Raw genomic sequence first — 24,241 nt, 5'->3', positions numbered from 1 at the left:
GTAGACCTCGGCGAAGCTCATCTTGCGCGGGTTGGCGCGCACGGCCTTGAACTGCTCTTCCAGTACGGCGGAAGCCTGCACGCGGAACTTCAGGCCACGGGCGTCGGCCGGGTCACGCAGCGGCTTGTTGGCGGACATCACCTTCAGGCCGTTGTGCCAGTAGGCCAGGCCGGTGATGTTCTTGCTCTCCATGGAGGTCAGCAGTGCACGCCCCTGCGGGCTGGCCTGGAAGCGGTCCACCGCCGCCATGTCATCGAACAGGAACGGCAGGTCGAACAGCTGCACCGGCTTGGCGTACTGCTCGAACTTGGCCAGCGACGGCGCCAGCATCTGCACGTCGCCGAGCAGCAGCGCCTCCATTTCCTTGCCATCGCCGAACAGCGAGGAGTTGGGGTAGACCTCTACCTTCACCCGCCCAGGCAGACGCTCCTCGGCCAGTTTCTTGAACAGCAGCGCACCCTGTCCCTTGGGCGTGTTGTCCGCCACCACGTGGGCGAACTTGATGATGATGGGCTCCTCGGCAGCCTGGACCAGGCCGGCACAGGAAAGGATCGCGGCACAGGCGAGTGCCTTGGCGGTGAATCTGAACATGACGTTACCTCGTTGTTGTTGTTTGCTTGGTACGTGGAAAGAGCCGGCTGCCTCGGGGCAACCGTGCGGTTACATCACTGGAAAACCTCAGGCTCCTCTCAGGGGCAGAGCAACACGGCAGGCCTGTCAGTCGCAGGCCTCCCCTGCCCGTTGCAGCAGGCGCCGGGCGCGGCCGAGCACGGGGGCGTCGACCATCTGCCCGTCGACCACGAACACCCCTGCACCACTGCTGGCAGCGGCCATCACCCGCCGCGCCCAGGCCAGTTCCTCGTCAGCCGGGCACAGCGCGCGGTGCACGATCTCGACCTGGGTGGGGTGGATGCACAGCAGTCCGTCGAAGCCCATGTCGCGTGCATCACGCGCCGTGCGGGCGAGCCCTTCACGGTCTTCGATGGCCGGGAAGACGCTGTCCAGCGGCGCGCCCAGACCGGCCACGCGCGACTGCAGGAGCAAGGCGTAGCGGGCCTGGTCGAGGATGCGTTCGGCGGCGGCAGAACCGCTGCTCAGGCCCAGGTCCAGGCCCAGGTCGAGCGCGCCGAAGGACAGGCGCTCGACACCGTCGGCATGGGCGATGTCCGCCAGCGCCAGCAGCCCCGCCGCGCTCTCGATGATCGGCCAGACCGGCTTGGCGCAGGCCGCGACACGTGAGACATGGGCGGCAGACTCCACCTTGGGCAGCAGCACGCCGACCACCCCGGCATGCCGGGCGCACAGAGCGATGTCGGCCGCATGCCCGGCATGCTCGGGGGCATTGATGCGCACCAGCAGGCGCGCCTCGGGGTTGGCGCTGAGGAAGGCATCGAGATTGGCCCTGGCCTCGACCTTCAGGCTCTCCTGCACGGCGTCTTCCAGGTCGACGATCACGGCATCGGCGCCGACGGCGAGTGCCTTGGGGATACGCTCGGGACGGCTGGCCGGCACGAACAGGGCGCTGCGGATGATTGGCGTGTTCATGCTCGCACCTCTGTGCGGTTGGCAGGCGTGTGCTGGACGCAACGTGCGTCGGCCACCCTGCGCAATGAATGGCGGCACTCGGCCGGGAGGCGCTTGTCGGTCATACGGCCCCCTGCTGGTGCAGGCGCTGGATATCGCCGGTGGCATAGCCCAGCTCGGCGAGCAGCGCGTCGGTGTGCTGGCCCAGCGCGGGGATGGCGTCCATGCGTGGCTCGAAGGCGCTGTTGCGCCCCGGCGGCAGCAGGGCCGGCAGGCTGCCGCTGGGGCTGTCGACCTGACGCCAGCGCTGCCGCGCCTGCAGTTGCGGATGGGCCCAGACGCCGGCCATGTCGTTGACCTGGGCGTTGGCGATCTGCGCCTGCTCCAGGCGCTCGATCACCTGCGCCGCAGTCATGCGTGCAAAGGCCTCGAGGATGATCGCGCGCAGTTCGCTGCGGTTGGCCGAGCGCCGCGAGTTGGCGCTGAAGCGCTCGTCGCCGGCCAGCGCGGGCTGCTCCAGCACCTTGTCGCAGAACGCCGCCCATTCGCGCTCGTTCTGCAGGCCGAGCATCACCGTGCCGCCATCGCCGGCCGGGAACGGGCCATAGGGGTAGATGGTCGAGTGCGCTGCGCCCGCGCGTGGCGGCGGCGTGGCCCCCTCGTAGGCGTAGTACAGCGGGTAGCCCATCCACTCCACCAGGCTCTCCAGCATCGACACGTCGACGCGGCTGCCGACGCCGGTGCGGCCACGCAGCATCAGCGCCGAGAGCACGCCGGTGTAGGCATACATGCCGGCCGCGATGTCGGCGATGGAGCAACCGGCCTTGGCCATCTCCTCCTCGCCCGGCCCGCCGGTGACGGAGAGAAAGCCGCCCTCGCTCTGGATCAGCAGGTCGTAGGCCTTTTTCTGCTCATAGGGGCCGCCCTCGCCGTAACCGGAGATGTCGCAGACGATCAGCCTGGGGAAGCGTTCGTGCAGGGCCTCGAACGACAGGCCCATGCGCGCGGCGGCGCCGGGCGCGAGGTTCTGTACCAGCACGTCGGCCTTGGCCAGCAGGCTGTCGAGCACCTGGGTGGCATCGTCCTGCTTGAGGTCGAGGGTCAGGCTTTCCTTGGAGCGGTTGGTCCAGACGAAGTGCGAGGCCAGGCCGCTGACGCGTTCGTCGTAGCCACGGGCGAAATCGCCACTGCCTGGACGCTCCACCTTGATCACCCGCGCGCCGAGGTCGGCGAGCTGGCGGGTGCAGAACGGCGCGGCGATGGCATGTTCCAGGCTGACCACGGTGATGCCATCCAGTGGCCGGGGTTGTTGTGCGTTGTTCATGTGCGGTTCCCTGATCCGTAGGGTGGATCGCGCTTCGCCGATCCACCGGAAATTCGAAGTGAGCCGTCAGGCCAGGTTGCTCAGGTCAGCGCTGTCGCGCAGGCCCCAGACCCGCTCGATCAGCACGCCGGCCTCATCGCCACTGCGCTTGCCGGCGAAGGCCAGCAGGCGGCGGAACTTGTCTTCCAGCTCGGCGCGGCTGAGGGTGTTGCCGGGGTCGCCCTTGGGCTCGTCGATGGCGCTGAACAGCGTGCGGCCATCGCGGGTGAGCACTTCGACGCGGCCCAGCCAGCGCTGCGGATAGGCGATGTCCACCTCGGGGTCCAGGCGCATCTGCACCTTGTCGCGAAACGCCGCCACGGCCGGGTCCTGCAGCGCCAGCTCGGCGAACTCGGTGAGCTGCGCCTTGCCATGCACGGCGATCAGGCCCAGCACGGTGCCCATGGAGAACTTGGCCTGGTGCACGCTCTGCGGCACCTTCACGCGGCCGAGCACGTCGATCGCGCCCTGGTGCACGCGGGCCGTCACCCGCTGGATGTCCTCGTGACGCAGGCGTTCGCGCTGCATCAGCGCCAGCAGGGCATCGGCAGCCGGATGGGTATGCCGGCAGGAGGCGTGGAACTTGAACGAGGTCTCCACCAGCGCCCAACGCCGCCCGAGGCGATCGGACAGCTTGCGCGGGTCGGCATCGCGGGACATTCCCGCTGCCATGCCCTGCTCGCCTTCGAGGATGTTCTGCGCGCCGGTCAAGCCCTGCTCGGTGAGGTAGGCGGCGAGCAGGCCATCGGCCGCTGCCTTGGCCGTGTGCAGCTGCTTGGAATCGGCAGCGTCGCGCAGGAACTCCCAGAGACCGGCGGCCTGGGTGCCGGCGTTGCCCAGCAGGTGGATGAACTGCTGCTGGTCGAAATCCAGCAGCTTGCCCACGGCCACGGCGGCCGCCAGGGTGCCGACGGTGGCCGTGGTGTGGAAGATGCGGTAGTGCGAACGGCCGAGGAACTCGCCAATGCGGATGCCCGCCTCGTAGCCGGCCACCGAGGCCAGCAGCAATTCGCGGCCGGACCTGCCGAGGTCCTGCGCCGCCGCCAGCGCAGCCGGGAAGACCACGGTGGCCGGATGCAGTACCGAGCTGTTGTGCAGGTCGTCCTGCTCCACCAGGTGCGAGGACGCGGCGTTGACCAGGGCGGCGAAGTACGCCGAGGTGCCCCGGCCGTTGACCAGGATGCGCGCCAGGCCGTCGGCCGGGCCCATCTTCTGCGCGTAGGCCTCGAACAGCGGAATCGGTCGTGCGCCTTCGCTGGCCAGGGCCGAGCCCAGCCAGTCGAGCAGCAGGTCCTCGGTGCGCTCCAGCACATGTTCGGGCAGGTCGTCGTAACGCAGCTCGGCGAGGAAGGCGGCGAGCTTCTGGGTGTCCGTGCTCATGGTCGGCTCCTCAGAAACTGCGTGGCAGCTCGAGCAGGTGCTCGGCCACATAGGACATGATCAGGTTGGTGGAGATCGGCGCCACCTGGTACAGGCGGGTCTCGCGGAACTTGCGCTCGACGTCGTATTCGTTGGCGAAGCCGAAACCGCCGTGGGTCTGCAGGCAGGCGTTGGCCGCCGCCCAGGACGCTTCCGCCGCCAGGTACTTGGCCATGTTGGCGCTGGCCCCGGCGTTCTCGCCACGGTCGTACTGCTCGCAGGCGCGCCAGCGCATCAGGTCGGCCGCCTCCACTTCGATGTGTGCCTTGGCGATGGGGAACTGCACGCCCTGGTTCTGGCCGATGGGGCGACCGAACACCACGCGGTCACGGGCATACTGGCTGGCCTTCTCGATGAACCAGCGGCCATCGCCGATGCACTCGGCGGCGATCAGCGTACGCTCGGCATTGAGGCCGTCGAGGATGTAGCGAAAACCCTTGCCCTCCTCGCCGATCAGACTGCTGGCGGGAATCTCCAGGTTGTCGAAGAACAGCTCGTTGGTCTCGTGGTTGACCATGTTGGCGATCGGCTGCACGGTCAGGCCGTTGCCGATGGCTTCGCGCAGGTCGACGAGGAAGATCGACATGCCTTCGGACTTGCGCTGCACCTCGGCCAGCGGCGTGGTGCGCGCCAGCAGGATCATCAGGTCGGAGTGCTGGATGCGCGAGATCCACACCTTCTGCCCGTTGATCACGTACGTGTCGCCCTTGCGCACGGCGGTGGTCTTGATCTTGGTGGTGTCGGTGCCGGTGGTCGGCTCGGTCACGCCCATCGACTGCAGGCGCAGCTCGCCACTGGCCAGCTTCGGCAGGTAGTAGCGCTTCTGCTCGTCACTGCCGTTACGCAGCAGGGTGAACATGTTGTACATCTGCCCGTGGATGGTCCCGGAGTTGCCGCCGCAGCGGTTGACCTCCTCGAGGATCACCGACGCCTCGGCCAGGCCCAGGCCCGAGCCGCCGTACTCTTCCGGGATCATCGCCGACAGCCAGCCGGCCTCGGTCATGGCGCTGACGAAGGCTTCCGGGAAGCCCTTCTCCTCGTCGATCTTGCGCCAGTATTCGGCGGGAAACTCCGCACACAGGGCGCGCACGCCTTCGCGGATGGCATTGAGTTCTTCGTTGTTGCTGGCGTTCATCACAGTTCCTCAGTGAGCCGTAGCCCGGATGCAATCCGGGGCGATTTCCCGGATTGCATCCGGGCTACGAACAATCAGTCGAATTGCACCTCGGCGCGCTGCGCCAGGCCGGCCTCGTTGCCCGCCCACAGTTCGGCATGGCCGACCTCGCTGATACGCCCGCCGACTTCGAAGGGCTGCGGCGCGATCAGCGGACGCAGGCCGCGGTAGGCGATGCGGCGCAGACGCGCCTGCGGGTTGGCGTGGCAGAAGGCGCGCAGGCTCAGCGTGGCGATCAGCGGGCCGTGCACGACCAGGCCGCTGTAGCCTTCGGTTTCGGTGACATAGGGCCAGTCGTAGTGGATGCGATGGCCGTTGAAGGTCACCGCGCTGTAGCGAAACAGCAGCGTGCTGCTCGGCGTCACCGCCTCGCGCCAGTCCCCGGCGACCAGCGGCTCGCCGCTGCTGGCCTTGGGTGGGCTGGGCTCGCGGTAGACGATGTCCTGTTCTTCGCGGATGGCCAGCTGGCCGTCCTGCAGGTAGTCGTGCTGCACGGTGACGAACAGCAGTGCGCCAGTGCGGCCGTGCTTCTCCTCGATGTGCGTGATGGTCGACACACGACTGGCCTCGCCGCCGACACGCAGCGCCTGGAAGAACTCGATGCGGCCACCGGCCCACATGCGGTTGCGGTCGTCGGCCGGCGGCAGGAAGCCACCGCGCGCCGGATGGCCATCCGTACCCAGGCCGTTCTCGGCCACGGGCTCCTGGAAGAACGCCCAGTGCCAGAGAGGAGGAAGTGCCTCGCCGTGGGCAGGCGTGGCGTCGCCCAGGGTGGCGGCGATGCGCTTGACCAGATTACGGCTGATCTGGTCGTGGACTTCTTCGCTACGACCAATCCAGGCAGAGAAAGCAGAGTCGCTCATGGTGCAGGGTTCCGGCTCGTTCTTGTGTGGAGCAGAGCATGCAACCCGGCCTGCGTTCAGAGAATCTCCATTTATTTAATCCAGCGTTCGGATATGCTTAACGCCTTCACCACGCAGGGGCGACTTCTAGCCGCGATCCCCGGCCGATCGCTCCCAGTGGACCTTTGCGCCGTCACCGAGGCCACCATGCATTTCGACCTAGCCGACCTGCGCCTGTTCATCCATATCGCCGAGTCGCCCAGCCTGACCCAGGGCGCGCGCCGGGCCTTTCTCTCGCCGGCGGCGGCCAGCGCACGGATCAAGGCCCTGGAGGGCCAGCTCGGCAGCCGCCTGCTGTACCGCGACAGCCGTGGCGTCGAGCTGACCCCGGCAGGCCAGCGCCTGCTGCAGCACGCGCGGCTGATCATGCGTCAGGTGGACTACCTGAAAAGCGAGTTCACCGAATATGGCACCGACGCCGCCGGGCACATCCGCATCTTCGCCAACACCACGGCGGTCACCGAATTCCTCCCCGAGGTGCTGGCCGGCTTCCTCGCCGAGCGCCCGGGGGTCACGGTCGATCTGCAGGAGCGCCTGAGCCGCGACATCGTGCGCGGCGTGCTGGATGGCGCCGCCGACCTCGGCATCATCGCCGGCCCGGTGCAGGCAACGGGCTTGCAGGTGCTGCACTTCAGCACCGACCGCCTGGTGCTGGCGGTGCCCCTGGGCCATGCCCTGGCGCAACGGCAGTCGGTCAGTTTCAGCGACACCCTCGCCTATCAGCACATCGGCCTGCACGAGGGCAGCACCCTGCTGAGCTTTCTGCGCGAACAGGTGGAGAAGCTCGGCGGCACGCTCGCCCTGCGCATCCAGGTGTCGAGCTTCGAGGCCATCTGCCGGATGATCGAGGGCGGCGTGGGCATCGGCATCATTCCCGAGTCCGCCGCACGCCGGCACAGCCGCACCATGCAACTGGCCGTCCTGCAGCTGGACGAGGACTGGGCGGTGCGCGAGCGCAGCATGCTGGTGCGCGAGCTGGATGCGCTGCCGGGCAGCGTCCGTGCATTGATCGACAGGCTGACCCAGGGCGTCTGACGCCGGGCGGCGTCAGCAGGAACGGCAGGCAAAAAAAGGGCGACCATCAGGTCGCCCGCCCATTCAAGGCATTCCTGAAAAGGAATGCGGAAACGCTTGCACCCAAATCACGCAGGATGATCGGTACGGGCCCAGTGTCGCCCTCACCCACCCGCCTGCCTATTGCACCATGGTCGTATGCAGGCGAACTCGTGGGCGCGAGCCATACTGTTGGCAATCCGTAGTGGTGGATGAGGACACCTTCATGAGCCCCGAGCATCTCGCCCTCCTGCAACAGGCGCCGGCCAGCAACAACACCGAGGACATCTGGGGCCGGATGTGTTGCGAGCAGGCCCTGCTGGCGCTGGAGGAGGGTTGCTACGCCGTTGGCGCGGTGCTGGTCAACGAGCGCCAGGAGCTGCTGTGCAGCGGCCGCAACCAGGTGTTCGCCAACGGCTTCGACAGCGCCGCCCATGCCGAGATGAAGGTCATCGACCAACTCGAACGCCTGCACCCCGAGGTCGATCGCGACGGCCTGACGCTCTACGTCAGCCTGGAACCCTGCCTGATGTGCTACGGCCGCATCCTGCTTGCCGGCATACCGCGCGTGCGCTACCTGGCGCGTGACCAGGACGGTGGCTTCGCCGTGAGCCACGGCCAGCTGCCGCCTGTCTGGGAAAGCCTGGCCTCACGCCTGTCGGTGGCCCAGGCCGAGGTCGCGCCCTACTGGACCGAGCTGTCCGAACTGGCGATTCATCGCCTGCAGAACCGCCAGGCGCTGCGCCAGCGGGTGGCCCGGGCCTGGCGCGGCCAGCCATGAGCTCTGCCTAGTCCTTGCCCAGGCCATGCTGACGCAGCTTGTTGGCGATGGTGGTGTGGGACACCCCGAGACGCTTGCCCAGTTGCCGACTGCTCGGGTGATCGCGGAACAGACGCTCCAGCACCGCCTTCTCGAAGCGACCGAGAATGTCCTCGAGGCTGCCGTCCACCGAGAACTCGCCCAGCGGCTGCGGCGCGCCATAGTCCGGCAGGCGAATGTGCTCGGCCTTCACCGTGCCACCGTCGCACAGCGATACCGCCTGGAACAGCACGTTCTCCAGCTGCCGCACGTTGCCCGGCCAGTGGTAGTGGGCCATGCGCTCGAGGGCCGGCGGCGCCAGCCTGGGCAGCGCACAACCGATCTGCCGGCTGGCCGAGTCGAGGAAGTGCTCCACCAGCGGCGCCAGGCCGTCGAGGCATTCGCGCAGCGGCGGGATGTGCAGGCTGAGCACGTTGAGGCGGTGGTAGAGGTCCTGGCGAAACTCGCCACGCGCGCACAGCTCGGAGAGATCGACCTGGGTGGCGCAGATCACCCGCACATCCAGGTACACCTCCTCGTCGCTGCCGACCCGGCGGAAACAGCCATCCTGGAGAAAGCGCAGCAACTTGGCCTGCAAGCGCGGGCTCATCTCGCCGACACCATCGAGAAACAGCGTACCGCCGGCCGTCAGTTCCAGCAGACCGAGCTTGCCTTCCGGCCGCGCCCCCTCGAAGGCGCCGGGGCCATAACCGAACAGCTCGGTCTCGGCCATGGATTCGGGCAGGCCGGCGCAGTTGAGGGCCATGAATGGCGACTGGCCGCGCGGGCTGGCCAGGTGGCAGGCGCGCGCCAGCAGTTCCTTGCCGGTGCCGGTCTCGCCCTCGATCAGCAGCGGCGCATCCAGTGGCGCCATGCGCCGCGCCTCCTTGACCACCGCCGCCATCACCTTCGAGCTCTGGAAGATCGAGTCGAACCCGCGCAGCTCCTGCTTGCGCACGTGGTAGATGCGCTCACCGACGCGATCGGCGCGGTGCAGGGTCAGCACGGCGCCGGCCAGCGCCTCGCTGTCGTCATGCTCGTTCTGCAGCGGCGCGATGTCGGCGAGAAACACGTCCCCCCTGATCTTCACGCGCAGGCCGTTGATCCGCGTCTTGTTGGCGCGCACCAGCTCGGGCAGGTCGAAGTCCTCGGCGTAACGCGACAGCGCCATGCCGGGTACCTCGTCCACCCGCACGCCGAGCAACTGCGCGGCACTGCGGTTGGCGGCGACGATGCTGCCGCCCATGTCGATCGACAGCACCGGAAAATCCAGAGCGCCGAGCAGTGCGTTGAGTTCCAGATGACGCCGCTCGCTGGGCATCAGGCCGACGCGCTTGACGCCGAACACGCCGGGAATCGCCTCGAACTTGGGGCGCAGCGACTGGAATTGCAGGTTGATCAGGTTCGGGCAGTGCAGGTAGATGGCGTTGCCCTGCTCGCCGCCGACTTCACCACGGGCGACGTTGATGCCGTAGTCGACCAGCAGGTTGAGGATGTCACGCAGGATGCCGACACGGTTCTGGCAATGGACCTTGATACGCATGGCGCAGGCTCTTGTGGGTCTTGTTATGGGCCGTCACACTTGGAAATTCGCCGCGACGGCATATTTTTCGTCAAGAATATGTGACAGTTTCGCGTGACAGCAAGCTGAAAGCCGGCCACCCCACCAAAGTCGTAATCAAAACTTTACGATTTAACCCCCTGTCCGCACATATCCCGCCTGGACTGCCCCCTGTTCGGCGGAGCGATCGCAGGCATGCTCTGGTCAAGACAAGAACAACAGCCCCCTGAAGGAGGCAGCGATGAAGAGCACGCAGTACCTGGCCCGAGAACCGGACGACAGTGGCTTTATCCACTACCCCGAGGCCGAGCATCAGGTGTGGAACACCCTGATCACCCGCCAACTGAAGGTGATCGAGAACCGTGCCTGCCAGGAATACCTGGACGGCATCGAACAGCTCGGCCTGCCGCTGGAGCGCATCCCGCAGCTGGGCGAGATCAACCGGGTGCTCGAAGCCAGCACCGGCTGGCGCGTGGCACGGGTGCCGGCGCTGATTCCGTTCCAGACCTTCTTCGAGCTGCTGGCCAGCAAGCAGTTTCCCGTCGCCACCTTCATCCGCACGCCCGAAGAACTGGACTACCTGCAGGAGCCGGACATCTTCCACGAGATCTTCGGCCACTGCCCGCTGCTGACCAACCCCTGGTTCGCCGAATTCACCCACACCTACGGCAAGCTCGGCCTGCAGGCCACGAAAGAGCAGCGCGTCTACCTGGCGCGCCTGTACTGGCTGACCATCGAGTTCGGCCTGCTCGACACCCCGGCAGGCCGACGCATCTACGGCGGCGGCATCCTGTCCTCGCCGAAGGAAACCCTCTACGCCCTGTCCGACGTACCCGAGCACCAGGCCTTCGATCCGCTGGAAGCGATGCGCACGCCGTATCGCATCGATATCCTGCAACCGGTGTACTTCGTCCTGCCGGAGCTCAAGCGCCTGTTCGAGCTGGCCCAGCAGGACATCATGGCGCTGGTGCAACAGGCCATGAGCCTGGGCCTGCATGCCCCGAAGTTTCCGCCGAAAGCCGCGTAGGGTGGACATGCCGCCAGGCTTGTCCACCATCGCTATAGCGAGTGGCCCGGATGAAATCCGGGATGGCCCTCAGACATCGCCCCGGATTTCATCCGGGCTACGAACAATCAGGAGAACCCCAATGAGTCTTGCCCAAGCCCAGTGCGAAGCCTGCCGCGCCGATGCGCCGAAAGTGTCCGATGAGGAGCTGGCCGAGCTGATCCGCGAGATTCCCGACTGGAACATCGAGGTGCGCGGCGACCACATGGAGCTGGAGCGCGTCTACCTGTTCAGGAACTTCCGCCACGCCCTGGCCTTCACCAACGCCGTCGGTGCCATCGCCGAGGAAGTCGGTCACCACCCTGCCCTGCTCACCGAATGGGGCAAGGTCACCGTCACCTGGTGGAGCCACGAGATGCGCGGCCTGCACCGCAACGACTTCATCATGGCGGCCCGCACCGATGTACTCGCCGCCAGTGCCGAGGGTCGCAAGTGAGCCATTTCGCCGCTGTCGCCCGCGTGCCCGGCGACCCGATCCTCAGCCTGATGGAGGCGTATCGCCTGGACAGCAACCCGGCGCGCCTGGACCTGGGGGTCGGCGTGTACAAGGATGCCCAGGGCCTGACGCCGATCCCGCGTGCGGTGAAACTGGCCGAGCAGCAGCTGATCGACAGCGAGCGCACCAAGACCTACGTCGGCGGCCACGGTGACGCGGCGTTCGGCGCCCTGCTCAGCGAGCTGGTCCTGGGCGCGGGTTCCGCCCTGCTCGCCGAGCAGCGTGCCGGGGCGACGCAGACCCCCGGCGGCACCGGCGCCCTGCGCCTGGCCGGCGACTTCATCCGCCACTGCCTGCCGGGACGCGGCATCTGGCTGAGCGACCCGACCTGGCCGATCCACGAGACGCTGTTCGCCGAGGCCGGGCTCAAGGTCGGCCACTACCCCTACGTCGGCGCCGACAATCGCCTCGACGTGGAGGCCATGATCGCGGTACTCACCCACCTGCCCAAGGGCGATGTGGTCCTGCTGCATGCCTGCTGCCACAACCCCACCGGCTTCGACCTCGCTCCGCGTGACTGGAAGCGCGTGCTGGAAGTGGTCAAGGCTCGCGAACTGCTGCCGCTGATCGACTTCGCCTACCAGGGCTTCGGCGATGGCCTGGAGGACGATGCCTGGGCAGTGCGCCTGTTCGCCGCCGAGCTGCCCGAACTGCTGATCACCAGCTCCTGCTCGAAGAACTTCGGCCTCTATCGCGAGCGCACCGGTGCCCTGATCGTCTGCGCCGCCGATGCCGAGAAACTGCTCGACATCCGCAGCCAGCTGGCGTCCATCGCGCGCAACCTGTGGTCGACACCACCGGCCCATGGCGCCGCGGTGGTCGCGCAGGTGCTGGGCGACGAGGCGCTCAAGCGCCTGTGGCTGGACGAGCTGGAAGTCATGCGCCAACGCGTCGCCAGCCTGCGCCGCGGCCTGGTCGAAGCCCTGGCACCGCACGGCCTGAGCGAGCGCTTCGCGCACATCGCCGAGCAGCGCGGCATGTTCTCCTACACCGGCCTGACAGCGGTGCAGGTGCAACGCCTGCGCGAGGAGTTCAGTGTGTACATGGTCGGCAGCGGCCGCGCCAACGTCGCCGGACTGGATGCCACGCGCCTGGAGCAACTGGCCAGCGCCATCGCCCGGGTCTGCGTGAACTGAGTCGGCGGGCGGCGGTCACTATGGCCTGCCGCCTGCCCGCTTCACGGCTATAGTGCGGTCAACGCCATCCACGACGGATTCGCCAATGGCCGTACCCAGCAACATCCTCTTTCGCGCCTACCAGCGCATCATCCACAGCCTGGCCTTCTACCCGACGCTGATCGCCATCGGCTTCTTCCTGCTGTGCGTGCTGACCATGGCCATCGAATATCGCCCCTGGATGATGGCGCTCAAGGAGAATTTCGACATCGGCCTGGTGCGCAATGCGGACAACGCCAGGCTGATCCTCGGCACCCTGGTGGCCGGCATCCTCTCGCTGATGGTGTTCAGCTTCTCGATGGTCATGGTGGTGCTCAACAACGCCGCGGCCTCGCTCTCGCCACGGGTGATTCCGGGCCTGATCAGCAGCAAGGGGCACCAGAAGACCCTCGGCGTCTACCTGGGCAGCATCCTCTATGCGCTGCTGCTGATCACCACCATCGAACAGGGCGACAGCGAGCGGGTGCCGAGCCTCGGCGTGCTGATCACCCTGGCCCTGGGTATCACCTGCCTGGGCCTGTTCGTGCACTTCATCCGCTCCATCTCGCAGTCCATCCAGGTCGAGCACATTCTCAGCAATCTCTACGGCGCCAGCCTGGAAAAGCTCGACGCCTGCCAGGCGAACCTGGCCGACCGGGAGCAGCAACCCGACTGGCCGGACGACAGCGCCTGGGTGACGATCAATGCGCAGCGCAACGGCTACTTCAAGGCCCTCAACGTCAGCGAAGCCAACGCCCTGCTGCGCCGCCACCAGGTGCGCATGACGGTCCTCGCCCACCGCGGTTTCTTCGTCACCGAGGGCCATCCATTGCTGCGCCTGGAGCGTCCGCTGGACGAAGACGTCTGCCAGCAACTGCTCGACTGCTTCGACTTCTTCATCGAGGAGTACGCCAGCACCCACTACTTCTTCGGCTGCCGGCAGATGGCGGAGATCGCCGTGAAGGCGCTCAGCCCCGGCATCAACGATCCGGGTACCGCGATCAAGACCGTCGACCTGCTCAGCGTGCTGCTGAGCAGACGCCTGGCACTCGGCGACCGCGACTTCGTGCCGCTGCCCGACGAACCGCCACGGCTGTCCTACCACGAACTCTCGCTGGACCAGTTGCTGCTGCAACTGCTGGGGCCGATTCGGGCCTACGGCGCGGCGGACGTCAGCGTGCTGAGCAGCCTCCTGCAGGCGTTCAAGAACCTGCTGCACCGCCCCTGCAGCCCGGCGCAGCGTGAGGTGCTGCTGCGCCATGCGCGCAGCGTGCGGGACACCGCCGAGCGCCACCTGCTCGAGCGCCGCGAGCGCGAGGAAATCAACGCGTTCGTCGCGCGCCTCAACCGCACGCTGCCTGCGGACCAGCGCCCGCTGCTGCCCCTGCCGGATGCCAGCGACGCCCCATGACGGGGCGCCAGGCACCACCGAAAAATTGATCTACCGTTTATCAGTAAAAATACTTCATATATATCAATAGCTTGGAAACACATCAGGAAAACCATGGCGTGTTTCATGCTTGCCATCGAGGGCACAGTTCCCTAGGGTAGTTCGCATGTGGTCCCTGATTGCCCCCATCAGTTCGTTGCTGAGCGGGGTCGCGTTACTCCTGCTCGGCAATGGCCTGCTCAACACCCTACTGACCCTGCGTGGCGTCGCCGAAGGCTACTCCACCACGATGCTCGGACTGATCATGTCCGGGTACTTCGTCGGGTTCCTCCTCGGCACCTGGCTGGCGACTCCGCTGGTCCGGCGCATCGGGCATATCCGTGCATTCGCCTGTTGCGCGGCGCTGGCCGCCATCGCCGCCCTGCTCCACCTGCTGCTGATCGACCCGTGGATCTGGCTGGGCCTGCGCGTGCTCTACGGCCTGGCCCTGGTGACGCTGTACATGGTCATCGAAAGCTGGCTCAACGCCCAGGCGGCGAACGAGAAACGCGGCCAGGTGTTCGCCGTGTACATGGCGGTCAACCTCGGTGCCCTGGCCCTGGCCCAGCAACTGCTGCACCTGGCTGACCCGGTGCAGTTCACCCTGTTCGCCATCGCCGCGATTCTGATCAGCGCCGCGCTGATGCCCATCACCCTGACCCGCCAGGCGCAACCGAGCCTGCCGGAAACGCCACCGAGCAACCTGCGCCAGCTGTGGAGCATCGCGCCGCTGGCCATCGTCGCCGCCGGCCTGTCCGGCCTGGCCCTCGGTGCCTTCTGGGGCATGGCGCCGGTGTACGCCAGCCTGGCCGGCTTCGACACCCCCGGCGTCGGCCTGCTGATGACCGCGACCATTCTCGGCGGCGCCCTGCTGCAATGGCCGATCGGCATCTACTCGGACCGTCACGACCGCCGCCAGGTGCTGCTCTGGGTCGTGCTGCTGGCCGTCGGCCTGGCGCTGGTCATGAGCCTGCTGCCCGCCGGACCGCTGCTGCTCGGCGCCATCTTCGTCTGGGGCGGCCTGGCCTTCGCCATCTACCCCATCGCCGTGGCGCAGCTGATCGACCAGTTGCACAGCGACGAGATCCTTTCCGGCTCCGCCAGCCTGCTGATGGTCAATGGCATCGGCTCGGTCTGCGGGCCGCTGCTGGCCGGCGTGTTGATGGAGCAGCTGGGCGCCACGGCACTGCCGCTGTACTTCGCCAGCACCCTCGGCCTGCTGGCCGCCTACACCCTCTACCGGCTGCGCCATGTCAGCGATCTGGTCAGCGGCGATGCCGCCCACTTCGTGCCCATGCTGCGCACCAGCCCCACGGTGCTGGAGCTGATGCCCGATGCGCCGCCACATGAACACGAACCCATGGAGGACACCCCGAACCCCGTGTCCTGAAGACGTCAACCGGCTGTTTCGGCAAGGCCCCGAGCCTATCCCAAGCAGCCAGAACCCGGCCTGCCGGCCGCTCGCACGAGCCGCGCCGCACCGGCCACTTCTGGAGAAACAACGATGCTATTAGCCACCGACCTGGATGGAACCTTTCTCGCCGGCGATCCCGAGGATCGCCTGAGCCTCTATCAGACCATCGCCGCTCACCCCGAGATCAAGCTCGCCTACGTCACCGGGCGCAGCCTGGAGGCGGTGCTGCCGCTGCTGGCCGACCCGACGCTACCGCAGCCGGACTACATCATCGCCGACGTCGGGGCGACCCTGGTGCATGGTGACAGCCTGCAGCCGATCCAGCCGTTGCAGAGCCTGGTCGATGCCCACTGGCCCGGTGAGAGCCAGGTCGCCAGCGCCATCGAATCCTTCGGCCTGGAACGCCAGGACGTGCCGCAGGCGCGCCGCTGTTCCTACTTCTGCACGCCCGAGCAGGCGGCCAACCCGGCGCTGCGCGAAGCAGCGGAGCAGCTGGGCTGCGACCTGCTGTACTCCGCCGAGCTGTACCTGGACTTCCTGCCCCGGGGCGTGAACAAGGGCAGCAGCCTCAAGGCCCTGGCCGACTGGCTGGAGCTGAACCATGACCAGGTGCTGGCGGCGGGCGACACGCTCAACGACCTGTCCATGCTCAGCGCCAGCTTCCATGGCGTGTGCGTCGGCCAGTCCGAGGGCGCGCTGCTGGAAGCCACCCGTCATCATTCGCGAACCCTGCACGCCAACCGCCCCGGCTGTGGCGGCATCCTCGAGGCCTTCGCCCACTTCGGTTTCCTCGGCGAGCACGGCATCGCCGCCGAACGTCGCCAGGCGGCACAACCTGGCAAGTCCGAACTGGTGATGGTCTATCACCGCCTGCCCTACGAGGAATACCGCAACGCCGCCGGCAAGCTGCAGCGTCGCCGTCCCACCTCGCCCAACGGCATCATCCCGACCCTGCTGAGCTTCTTCGGCGACGGCCGCCCCGGCTCCTGGGTCGCCTGGGCCGTGCACGAGGACGACGACGAGCCGTTCGACAGCCACACCACGGTGGATGCCGAGCGCTATCCCAAGCTCACCGCGGCGCGGGTCAAGCTGAGCAAGGAAGAGGTCGACATCTTCTACAAGCGCTTCTCCAAGGAGGCCTTCTGGCCGACCCTGCACACCTTCTGGGAACGCGCCACCTTCAACGAGGACGACTGGCAGATCTTCCTCAAGGTCAACCGCGCCTTCGCCGAGCGCACCGCACTGGAAGCCGCCGAAGGCGCCATCGTCTGGCTGCACGACTACAACCTGTGGATGGTCCCGGCCTACCTGCGCGAGCTGCGCCCGGACCTGCGCATCGCCTTCTTCCACCACACCTACTTCCCCTCGGCGGACGTATTCAACGTGCTGCCCTGGCGCCGGCAGATCGTCGGCAGCCTGCTGCAGTGCGACTACATCGGTTTCCACATTCCGCGCCAGGTGGAGAACTTCGTCGACGTCGCCCGTGGCGTGTTCCCGCTCAAGACCCTGGAACGGCAGAACTGCGCGCCGCGCTTCATCACCTACGGCTGTGCCGTGGGCCTGGAGCGCATGACCACCGCCCTCGACACCGGCACCCGCCAGGTCAAGCTCGGCGCCCATCCGGTCGGGCTGGACATCGACCGCGTGCGCAGCGCCCTGGAGGCGCCGAAGATCAAGGAGCTGATGGGCCAGCTGCGTGAGGAGATGAAGGGCGTCAAGCTGATCCTCTCGGTGGAACGCCTCGACTACACCAAGGGCATCCTGGAAAAGCTCAATGCCTACGAGCGCCTGCTTGCGGACAATCCCGAGCTGATCGGCAAGGTCACCCTGGTCACCGTGTGCGTACCGGCAGCCAAGGAAATGACCATCTACGACGAGCTGCAGACGCAGATCGAACAGGCCGTGGGGCGCATCAACGGCCGCTTCGCACGGATCGGCTGGACGCCGCTGCAGTTCTTCTTCCGCAGCCTGCCGTTCGAGGAAGTCAGTGCCTGGTACGCCATGGCCGACGTGATGTGGATCACCCCGCTGCGTGACGGCCTCAACCTGGTGGCCAAGGAGTTCGTCGCCGCCCAGGGCCTGCTCGACGGACGTGGCGTGCTGGTGCTGTCGGAGTTCGCCGGCGCGGCAGCCGAACTCAAGGGGGCGCTGCTGACCAACCCGCATGACCCGGCCGACCTGGCGCAGACCTGCTACCTGGCCCTCAACCTGCCGAAGAGCGAGGCGCAGGCGCGCCTGCGCGAGCTGTTCGATATCGTCTGCTACAACGACATCCGCCGCTGGGGCGAGGAATTCCTCGCTGGCGTGCAGCTCCAGCAGGAGCCCGAGCCGCTGACGCTGGTGAGCTAGCAGCACCAACGGGTGGAGGCTGCGCCTTGCGGCAGGCGCTTCAGCGGCGAGCTTCTCGACTGATCGCGGTTGAAGCCCCTCCCACCGAGCACCGTCGGACAGCTGCTCGTGCAGGAGCCGCCTCAGTTTTTCGCGGCTAACGCGCAATGCCGCGCAGGGTGCAATCCCGCTTTCCCGGATTGCACCCTGCCGCCGTCAGCCCTGCTGGCTATCGACCACGCAGTTGATCATCCACGGCACACCGAAACGGTCGGTGAGCATGGCGAAGCGGGTCGCCCAGAAGGTGGCCTGCAGTGCCATCTGCACCTCGCCCCCCTCCGAGAGTGCCGCGTACAGGCGCTCGGCCTCGGGCACGTTGTCCACCTGCAGGGAAATCGAGCAGCCCTTGATGCCCTCGTGCGGGTACTGCGGAATGGTGTCGGATGCCATCAGCACCTGGTCGCCCGCCGTCAGGCACACGTGCATCACCCGGTCATGGAACTGTGCCGGCACCTCGCCGGCCTCCGGGCTGTCAGCGAAGCGCATCAGCTCCAGCTTGCCGCCCAGCAGCTCGGCGTAGAAGTTGAAGGCCGCTTCGCACTGGCCGTCGAAGATCAGATAGGCATGGATTTTCATCGATTCTCTCCTCAGTCTTCAGCGCACATGCGTGCGCGAATGCGTTCTTCCTGCTCACGCAATTCGGGGGTGAACTCGGCGCCGAAATCCTCGGCATCGAAGATCTGCCGAATCTCGATGTCGGACTCGCCAGGCATGGGATTGGGGCAACGCTTGACCCAATCGATGCAGGCCTGCAGCGACTCGACCTGGAAGATCCAGAAACCGGCCACCAGCTCCTTGGTTTCCATGAACGGGCCATCGATCACCGTGCGCTGCGCGCCGGAAAAGCGTACCCGCGCGCCCTTCGAGCTGGGGTGCAGGCCTTCGGCGGCCTGGATCACACCGGCCGCCGCCAGTTCCTCGTTGTACTGACCCATGGCCGTCAGCAGCTCCTCGCTGGGCATCATGCCGGCCTCGGAATCTGCGGTTGCTTTGACAATCACCATGAAACGCATCGCCTTTCTCCTTGTTCGAGTCGAATCGCGCGCAGGGCGTCTCCCTACGGCTGACAGTGAACCCTGGGCGGGGTTCTATGCAGTAGTCGAACGGGCAACGGAAGAATCGACAGGCGCCGGAAAAAAATTTCTGCGCACGTTCGACGCTGCGAACCGGCGTCGCCGCTCACCCCACTGAATGAACGCCCGGCGACAGCACGCGCTGCACACCGGACCCAGGCCACTCTAGTACAGGGTTGAGCGATTGGGCGCCCAATTGCCGGGCGCCGCACGGGAGGGATCGATGAACGAGGGTGCGCCTGGCGCACCGACACCGGCTCGGCTCAGACGCGGAAGCGACTGACCAGCACCTGCAGATGGTTGCCCAGTCGCGCCAGTTCCACCGAGCTGGCGGCCGTTTCCTCGCTGGCTGCTGCGGTCTGTTCGGCGACGTCGCGCACGTTGAGCACGCTGCGGCCGATCTCCTCGGCAACCGCGCCCTGCTGCTCGGCAGCCGCAGCGATCTGCTGGTTCATCGACTGGATGTTGGAGACCTTCTGGTTGATCACCCCCAGCGCCGAGCCGGCCTTGCGCGCCAGCTCGACACTGCCTTCGGTCAGGCCACGGCTTTCCGCCAGCACGCCCGCCACCTGCTGGGTACCACGCTGCAAGGCCCCGATCAGCGCCTCGATTTCCTCGGTGGACTGCTGCGTGCGCCGCGCCAGGCCGCGCACCTCGTCGGCCACCACGGCAAAACCGCGCCCGGCCTCGCCGGCGCGGGCGGCTTCGATGGCAGCGTTGAGCGCCAGCAGGTTGGTCTGATCGGCAACGGCCTTGATCACGTCCATCACGCTGCCGATCTTCTCGCTTTCCTTCTGCAGCAGGTTCATCGCATCGGTAGAGCGCACCATCTCGCCGGCCAGCACCTCGATCTGCTCGATCGCCTCGTTCACCACCTGGTCGCCCTGGTGCGCCTCGGCGTCGGCATCGGCGGCCGCGAGCGACGCCTGCTCGGCATTGCGCGCCACCTCGTTCACCGTCGCGGACATCTCCTGCATGGCGGTCGCGACCTGATCGGTCTCCTGCTTCTGGCTGTTGACCCCGGCGCTGGTCTGCTCGGTCACCGCCGACAGTTCTTCGGCGGCACTGGCGATCTGGCTCACGCTGTCACGAATGCCACCGATGAGCTCGCGCAGGGATTGGCCCATGCGCTGGACGCCTTGTTGCAACACGCCGATCTCGTCGCGGCGCGTGCTCGGCGGCAGATCGGTGAGGTCGCCGGAGGCGATGCGCTCCACCACCGCCAGCGTGTCGCCCAGCGGCCGGGTGATCTGCCGGGTGATCAGGATCGCCGAACCGATGCCGATGGCCAGTGCCACCAGCGTGGTGATCAGCTGCATGGACTTGGCGGCGGCCGTGTCGCTGTCACGCTGCAGCACCTGGTTGTGGATGAGCTGATCGCTCAGTTTGACGATTTCGTTGCCGGTCCGGTCCAATTCGTCACGCGCCGCGATCGCCGCCGTGTTGGCCTGCTGGAAGGCCGTCACCACCGCCCGGTAGCTGTCGAAGCCACGCTGAATGGCCTCGACCTGCGCCGCACTCTCGCTGCCCATCGACACCTCGAGCTGAGCCAGGCTGTCGGCGGTTCGCTGCACCTGGCGAACCACCGCGGCTTCGCTGTCGGCATTGACCTTGGCGGTGTAGCCACGCACCTCGTAGCGCATCAGCTGGATGCCTTCCTTGGCATCACGCATGGCCCGGTAGCGCACCTGCCGCTGCGGGTCGTACTCCGGCATGCGCGCAATCACCGCGTCGAGGGCCTCGATCTCGGCGAAGACGTCACGGGCCAGGCGGCCCATCTCCTGGCGCGTCGCAGCGGCGTCGGCGAAGGCGCTGCGCATGGTCGTCAGGGCCTCCTGATAATGGGCGATCTGGCCGTTCTGCTGCTTGAGCAGGCGAATGTTATCGGCCGACCTGAAGTTGCCCATGATGCGCTCGTGCGAGGCGCGGTAGAGGTCGAGCGCACGCTGCATCTCGTCCCCCAGCGCCTTGTCGCCGTTGCTCATGACGTAGCGCACGCGGTTGACTCTCAGGTCATCGAGCAGGTTGTTGACCTCATTGATCTCGATGACCCGCTGGCCGCGCTCGATGAGGCGGCCGATACCGTCCCAGCCGGTGATCGCCAGAAGCAGGGTAAGCAGAAGCACGAGGCCGAAACTGATAGCGAGCTTGAGGGTGACACTGACATTGCCGAGCCATTTGCTCATGAAATTCTCCGTCCAAGGAATGGGGATTGGATATCCGCTGGAGAATTGTTCTTGTTGCCAGCACGCTAACCACGGCACTCGGAAGTGACTGATCGGTCGACGATATCATGGCGCCACTATTAAGTCATCATTCAACTAGATGACCATATAAGTGACCTTGGACGGAAATTGATCGGGCGCCCCGCCTCAGCCCAACAGCTGCAAGGCCTCGGCGCTGCACTGCTGGATCCGCGCCCAGTCGCCGTTCTCCACCCACTCGCGCTGGAACATCCAGGTACCGCCCACGCACATGACGTTGGGCTGCTCCATGTAGCGCTGCAGGTTGTCCGGATTGACGCCGCCGGTAGGACAGAAGCGCACGCCGCCGAAAGGCCCGGACAGCGCCTTGAGCGCCGCGACGCCGCCGCACAGTTCCGCCGGGAACAGCTTGAAGCGGCGGTAGCCGAGGGCGTAGCCGACCATCAGCTCCGAGGCGCTGCTCACCCCCGGCAGCAAGGGCAAGGGATTGTCCAGCGCCGCCAGCAGCAGCTCGCGCGTGCTCCCCGGCGTGACGATGAACTGCGCACCAGCGGCGGTGGCCGCTTCCAGCATCTGCTCGTCCAGCACGGTGCCGGCACCGACGCAGAGCTCGGGCCGCTCGGCGCGCAGACGACGGATCGCCTCCAGGCCGTGCTCCGAGCGCAGGGTCACTTCCAGCACGCGCAGACCACCCGCCGCCAGGGCATCGGCCAGCGGCAGGATGTCCGCCTCGCGGGCGATGGTGATCACCGGCATGATTCGCGCCTGGGCACAGATGCGGTCGATCTCGGCGATCTTTTCGGCCATGCGCGCGCGCTGGTCTTGGTCGAGGCTGGTCATGTCAGGGGCACCAATGAATTTCGAGAGGGGAATGCAGGAAAGCGCGGATCGGCAGCTCGGCGATCTCACCCGGCAGCAGCGCCGCGCTCAGTGTGTTCAGTTTCGCCTGGCCCTGGATCGCCAGCAGCGGCAGGCGCGCACGGGCCAGTACCGGCAGGGTCAGGGTCAGGCGCTGCGTCGGCTCGCTCGGCGCGAGCATCGCCAGGACGCGACGCGGGCAATCCGCCTGCAGCGCCTGCCGCAGGTGGGCGCTGCCGGGGAACAGCGAGGCGGTATGACCATCGTCGCCCATGCCCAGCACCAGCACATCGATGTCTGCCAGCTCGGCGACGGCGGCATCGGCCAGCTCGGCGGCCTGCTCATGGCTGCCGGCGACCTGATAGAGGCTGAGAAAGCGCGCCTCGGCAGCCGCCCCGCGCAACAGATGACGGCGCACCAGGGCTTCGTTGCTGGCGGCATGATTGACCGGCACCCAGCGCTCGTCGGCCAGGCTCACCAGCACCTGCGCCCAGGGCAGCACCTGCTGCGCCAGCGCCTCGAAGAACGCCACCGGGCTGCGCCCGCCGGACACCACCAGGGTCGCCTGGCCACGCTCGGCAAGCGCCTGGCGCAGTGCAGCGGCAACGCGCTGCGCCAGTGCCTCGGCCAGTTGCCCGGCATCGCCGTGCGCGCAGCCGTTGACGCCCGGCGGCAACGGCAGCTCAGAGATCGCCATACCAGCTCCTCCCGTCGCGAGTGATCAGCGCCACCGCGGCCATCGGCCCCCAGCTGCCTGCCGTGTAGGGTTTCGGCGCTTCGCCCAGCCGCTGCCAGCCGTCGATCAGCTGATCGCACCACTGCCAGGCATACTCGATCTCGTCCTTGCGCACGAACAGATTCTGGTTGCCGCGCATCACCTCCAGCAGCAACCGCTCGTAGGCGTCGGGGATGCGGGCGCTGCGATAGGTATCGGAGAAGCTCAGCTGCAGCGGCCCGCTGCGCAGCTGCATGCCCTTGTCCAGGCCCTGGTCCTTGGTCAGCACCTGCAGGGCGATGCCCTCGTCCGGCTGCAGGCGGATGATCAGCTTGTTGCCGATCAGCTGGCGCTGCTCCGGGGCGAAGATGTAGTGCGGCGGCGCCTTGAAGTGAATGACGATCTGCGACAGCTTCTGCGGCATGCGCTTGCCGGTGCGCAGGTAGAACGGCACGCCGGCCCAGCGCCAGTTGCGAATGTCCGCACGCAGGGCGACGAAGGTCTCGGTGTCGCTCTGCGTGTTGGAGTTCTCTTCCTCCAGGTAGCCAGGCACCGGCCGCCCGTCGCTGCTGCCGGCGACGTACTGGCCACGCACCACGCGCTGGCCGAGCTGCTCGACGCTGATCGGCTCCAGCGCCTTGAGCACCTTGACCTTCTCGTCACGGATGCTGTCGGCGGAGAGGTCGCTGGGCGGGTCCATGGCGATCAGGCAGAGCAGCTGCAGCAGGTGATTCTGGATCATGTCGCGCAACTGCCCGGCCTGATCGAAGTAGCCCCAGCGCCCTTCGATCCCCACCTTCTCGGCCACGGTGATTTCCACGTGGGAGATATGGTTCTGGTTCCACTGGGTCTCGAACAGGCTGTTGGCGAAGCGCAGGGCGATCAGGTTCTGCACCGTCTCCTTGCCCAGGTAATGGTCGATGCGATAGACGCGGTTCTCGGGGAACACCCGGGCCACCGCATCGTTGACCGCGCGCGAGGACGCCAGGTCGTGACCGATGGGCTTCTCCAGCACCACCCGCGTGCCCTCGGCCAGGCCGACGGCCGCCAGGTTGCTGCAGATGCCGCCATAGACGGAGGCCGGCGTGGCGAAGTAGGCGATCAGCTGATCCTGCGGGCTGACGTGCTCGAGCAGCGCCGCGTAGTCCTCGGCCTTGAGAAAATCCATGCTCAGGTAGTTCAGCCGCGCCAGGAAACGCGAGAGATCGACGTCCGTCAGTTCCTTGGCCGGCACGTGCAGGCGCAGCGCCTGCTCGATGGCACCCAGGTGGCTGTCCGGCGTCCCGGCCTCGCGGGCCAGCGCCAGGATGCGCGTGCCATCGTGCAGCAAACCGGCACGATCGAGTTGATAAAGCGCGGGAAACAGCTTGCGCAAGGCGAGATCACCCAGGGCACCGAACAGGGCGAAGGTACAGGATTCAAGCTTGATTGCGGCCATGAGATTGTTCTTTTATCAAGATGCGTTAGAAATACCGGTTGATAAGGGTTTTATCAAGGGGAAATATTGTTATAGCAACAACATTATTTTCTAGAACAGAGAAGTCGGTGGAGACCATCGAGCGTCATCAGTAGGATAGGCCGGCTGTCTTACCGCCCGTCGCGATACCGCCACCCCCGTTCAACCGCCTGTTAGGAGCCCCTATGGACCG

21 protein-coding genes and 1 pseudogene are annotated in these 24,241 nt (G+C 66.7%); 8 read left to right on the top strand and 14 right to left on the bottom strand.

The features are described from left to right. The 6 genes from dctP to E4487_RS20400 form a co-directional block, all read right to left on the bottom strand. On the bottom strand, nt 1-591 hold a 591-nt coding region (gene dctP / locus E4487_RS20425; protein ID WP_175254242.1), incomplete at its 3' end, for a TRAP transporter substrate-binding protein DctP. A gap of 126 nt (nt 592-717) precedes the next feature. Next, a complete protein-coding gene (locus tag E4487_RS20420; protein WP_175254241.1) occupies nt 718-1,545 on the bottom strand; it encodes a CoA ester lyase in 828 nt (275 codons plus the stop codon). 100 nt (nt 1,546-1,645) lie between these two features. Further along, on the bottom strand, nt 1,646-2,848 hold the full coding sequence (locus tag E4487_RS20415; RefSeq protein WP_175254240.1) for a CaiB/BaiF CoA-transferase family protein: 1,203 nt from the start codon (nt 2,846-2,848) through the stop codon (nt 1,646-1,648). A 66-nt stretch (nt 2,849-2,914) separates the two neighbouring features. Then, the gene (locus E4487_RS20410; protein WP_175254239.1) at nt 2,915-4,267 is read right to left on the bottom strand and encodes an MmgE/PrpD family protein; all 1,353 of its coding nucleotides are present in this window, start codon (nt 4,265-4,267) and stop codon (nt 2,915-2,917) included. Between the two features lie 10 nt (nt 4,268-4,277). Then, a complete protein-coding gene (locus tag E4487_RS20405) occupies nt 4,278-5,441 on the bottom strand; it encodes an acyl-CoA dehydrogenase family protein (RefSeq protein ID WP_037056365.1) in 1,164 nt (387 codons plus the stop codon). Between the two features lie 74 nt (nt 5,442-5,515). After that, nucleotides 5,516-6,343 carry a MaoC family dehydratase N-terminal domain-containing protein gene (locus tag E4487_RS20400; protein ID WP_150605902.1) on the bottom strand — a complete coding sequence of 276 codons (828 nt, stop codon included), beginning with the start codon at nt 6,341-6,343 and terminating at the stop codon, nt 5,516-5,518. Between the two features lie 186 nt (nt 6,344-6,529). On the opposite strand from E4487_RS20400, the gene E4487_RS20395 reads away from it, so the two are divergent. Together E4487_RS20395 and E4487_RS20390 are read left to right on the top strand one after the other, a co-directional pair. After that, nucleotides 6,530-7,417 (top strand): LysR substrate-binding domain-containing protein, encoded by an 888-nt coding sequence (locus E4487_RS20395; protein WP_037056369.1) that lies wholly within the window; start codon nt 6,530-6,532, stop codon nt 7,415-7,417. Between the two features lie 244 nt (nt 7,418-7,661). Next, a complete protein-coding gene (locus tag E4487_RS20390) occupies nt 7,662-8,216 on the top strand; it encodes a nucleoside deaminase (protein WP_175254238.1) in 555 nt (184 codons plus the stop codon). A gap of 7 nt (nt 8,217-8,223) precedes the next feature. Here E4487_RS20390 and E4487_RS20385 read toward each other — a convergent pair whose 3' ends face one another. Then, nucleotides 8,224-9,777 (bottom strand): sigma-54-dependent phenylalanine hydroxylase transcriptional regulator PhhR, encoded by a 1,554-nt coding sequence (locus E4487_RS20385; protein WP_037056373.1) that lies wholly within the window; start codon nt 9,775-9,777, stop codon nt 8,224-8,226. Between the two features lie 259 nt (nt 9,778-10,036). On the opposite strand from E4487_RS20385, the gene phhA reads away from it, so the two are divergent. The 6 genes from phhA (at nt 10,037) to ggpS (ending at nt 17,703) form a co-directional block, all read left to right on the top strand. Continuing rightward, nucleotides 10,037-10,822 carry a phenylalanine 4-monooxygenase gene (gene phhA, locus E4487_RS20380; protein WP_037056375.1) on the top strand — a complete coding sequence of 262 codons (786 nt, stop codon included), beginning with the start codon at nt 10,037-10,039 and terminating at the stop codon, nt 10,820-10,822. A 121-nt stretch (nt 10,823-10,943) separates the two neighbouring features. Further along, nucleotides 10,944-11,297 (top strand): 4a-hydroxytetrahydrobiopterin dehydratase, encoded by a 354-nt coding sequence (locus E4487_RS20375; protein WP_037056381.1) that lies wholly within the window; start codon nt 10,944-10,946, stop codon nt 11,295-11,297. After that, nucleotides 11,294-12,493 carry an amino acid aminotransferase gene (locus E4487_RS20370; RefSeq protein ID WP_175254237.1) on the top strand — a complete coding sequence of 400 codons (1,200 nt, stop codon included), beginning with the start codon at nt 11,294-11,296 and terminating at the stop codon, nt 12,491-12,493. Before E4487_RS20375 ends, E4487_RS20370 begins: the two co-directional genes overlap by 4 nt. A gap of 85 nt (nt 12,494-12,578) precedes the next feature. Further along, nucleotides 12,579-13,922 carry a DUF2254 domain-containing protein gene (locus tag E4487_RS20365; protein ID WP_175254236.1) on the top strand — a complete coding sequence of 448 codons (1,344 nt, stop codon included), beginning with the start codon at nt 12,579-12,581 and terminating at the stop codon, nt 13,920-13,922. Between the two features lie 145 nt (nt 13,923-14,067). Further along, nucleotides 14,068-15,330 (top strand): MFS transporter, encoded by a 1,263-nt coding sequence (locus E4487_RS20360; protein ID WP_175254235.1) that lies wholly within the window; start codon nt 14,068-14,070, stop codon nt 15,328-15,330. 114 nt (nt 15,331-15,444) lie between these two features. After that, the gene (ggpS, locus tag E4487_RS20355; RefSeq protein WP_047588528.1) at nt 15,445-17,703 is read left to right on the top strand and encodes a glucosylglycerol-phosphate synthase; all 2,259 of its coding nucleotides are present in this window, start codon (nt 15,445-15,447) and stop codon (nt 17,701-17,703) included. A 195-nt stretch (nt 17,704-17,898) separates the two neighbouring features. Here the strand turns inward: ggpS and E4487_RS20350 are convergent, their stop codons facing one another. From E4487_RS20350 to zwf, 7 genes and pseudogenes are all read right to left on the bottom strand, one after another. After that, entirely contained in the window at nt 17,899-18,318 is a 420-nt protein-coding gene (locus E4487_RS20350) for a VOC family protein (RefSeq protein WP_037056387.1), read from the bottom strand. 11 nt (nt 18,319-18,329) lie between these two features. Continuing rightward, nucleotides 18,330-18,755: a YciI family protein gene (locus tag E4487_RS20345; protein ID WP_037056390.1), complete on the bottom strand. Its 426-nt coding sequence runs from the start codon at nt 18,753-18,755 to the stop codon at nt 18,330-18,332. A 323-nt stretch (nt 18,756-19,078) separates the two neighbouring features. Next, nucleotides 19,079-19,783, bottom strand: a complete 705-nt coding sequence (locus E4487_RS24985) for a methyl-accepting chemotaxis protein (protein WP_373921552.1) — start codon at nt 19,781-19,783, stop codon at nt 19,079-19,081. Between the two features lie 198 nt (nt 19,784-19,981). Further along, nucleotides 19,982-21,001, bottom strand: a pseudogene (locus E4487_RS24980) (methyl-accepting chemotaxis protein); the annotation flags it as partial. Between the two features lie 186 nt (nt 21,002-21,187). Further along, complete coding sequence (locus E4487_RS20335) at nt 21,188-21,859, bottom strand: bifunctional 4-hydroxy-2-oxoglutarate aldolase/2-dehydro-3-deoxy-phosphogluconate aldolase (protein WP_037056395.1); 672 nt, start codon at nt 21,857-21,859, stop codon at nt 21,188-21,190. Between the two features lies 1 nt (nt 21,860). Then, entirely contained in the window at nt 21,861-22,574 is a 714-nt protein-coding gene (gene pgl, locus E4487_RS20330; RefSeq protein WP_175254233.1) for a 6-phosphogluconolactonase, read from the bottom strand. Continuing rightward, complete coding sequence (zwf, locus tag E4487_RS20325) at nt 22,561-24,030, bottom strand: glucose-6-phosphate dehydrogenase (protein WP_134677211.1); 1,470 nt, start codon at nt 24,028-24,030, stop codon at nt 22,561-22,563. The genes pgl and zwf overlap by 14 nt, the downstream gene beginning before the upstream one ends. Nucleotides 24,031-24,241: the final 211 nt, after the last annotated feature.

This window comes from Pseudomonas sp. BMW13 (genome assembly GCF_013357275.1).
Lineage (GTDB): Bacteria > Pseudomonadota > Gammaproteobacteria > Pseudomonadales > Pseudomonadaceae > Aquipseudomonas > Aquipseudomonas khazarica.
The sequence above is the reverse complement of the archived record's forward strand: the minus strand, read 5'-3'. Positions and strand labels throughout refer to the sequence as shown.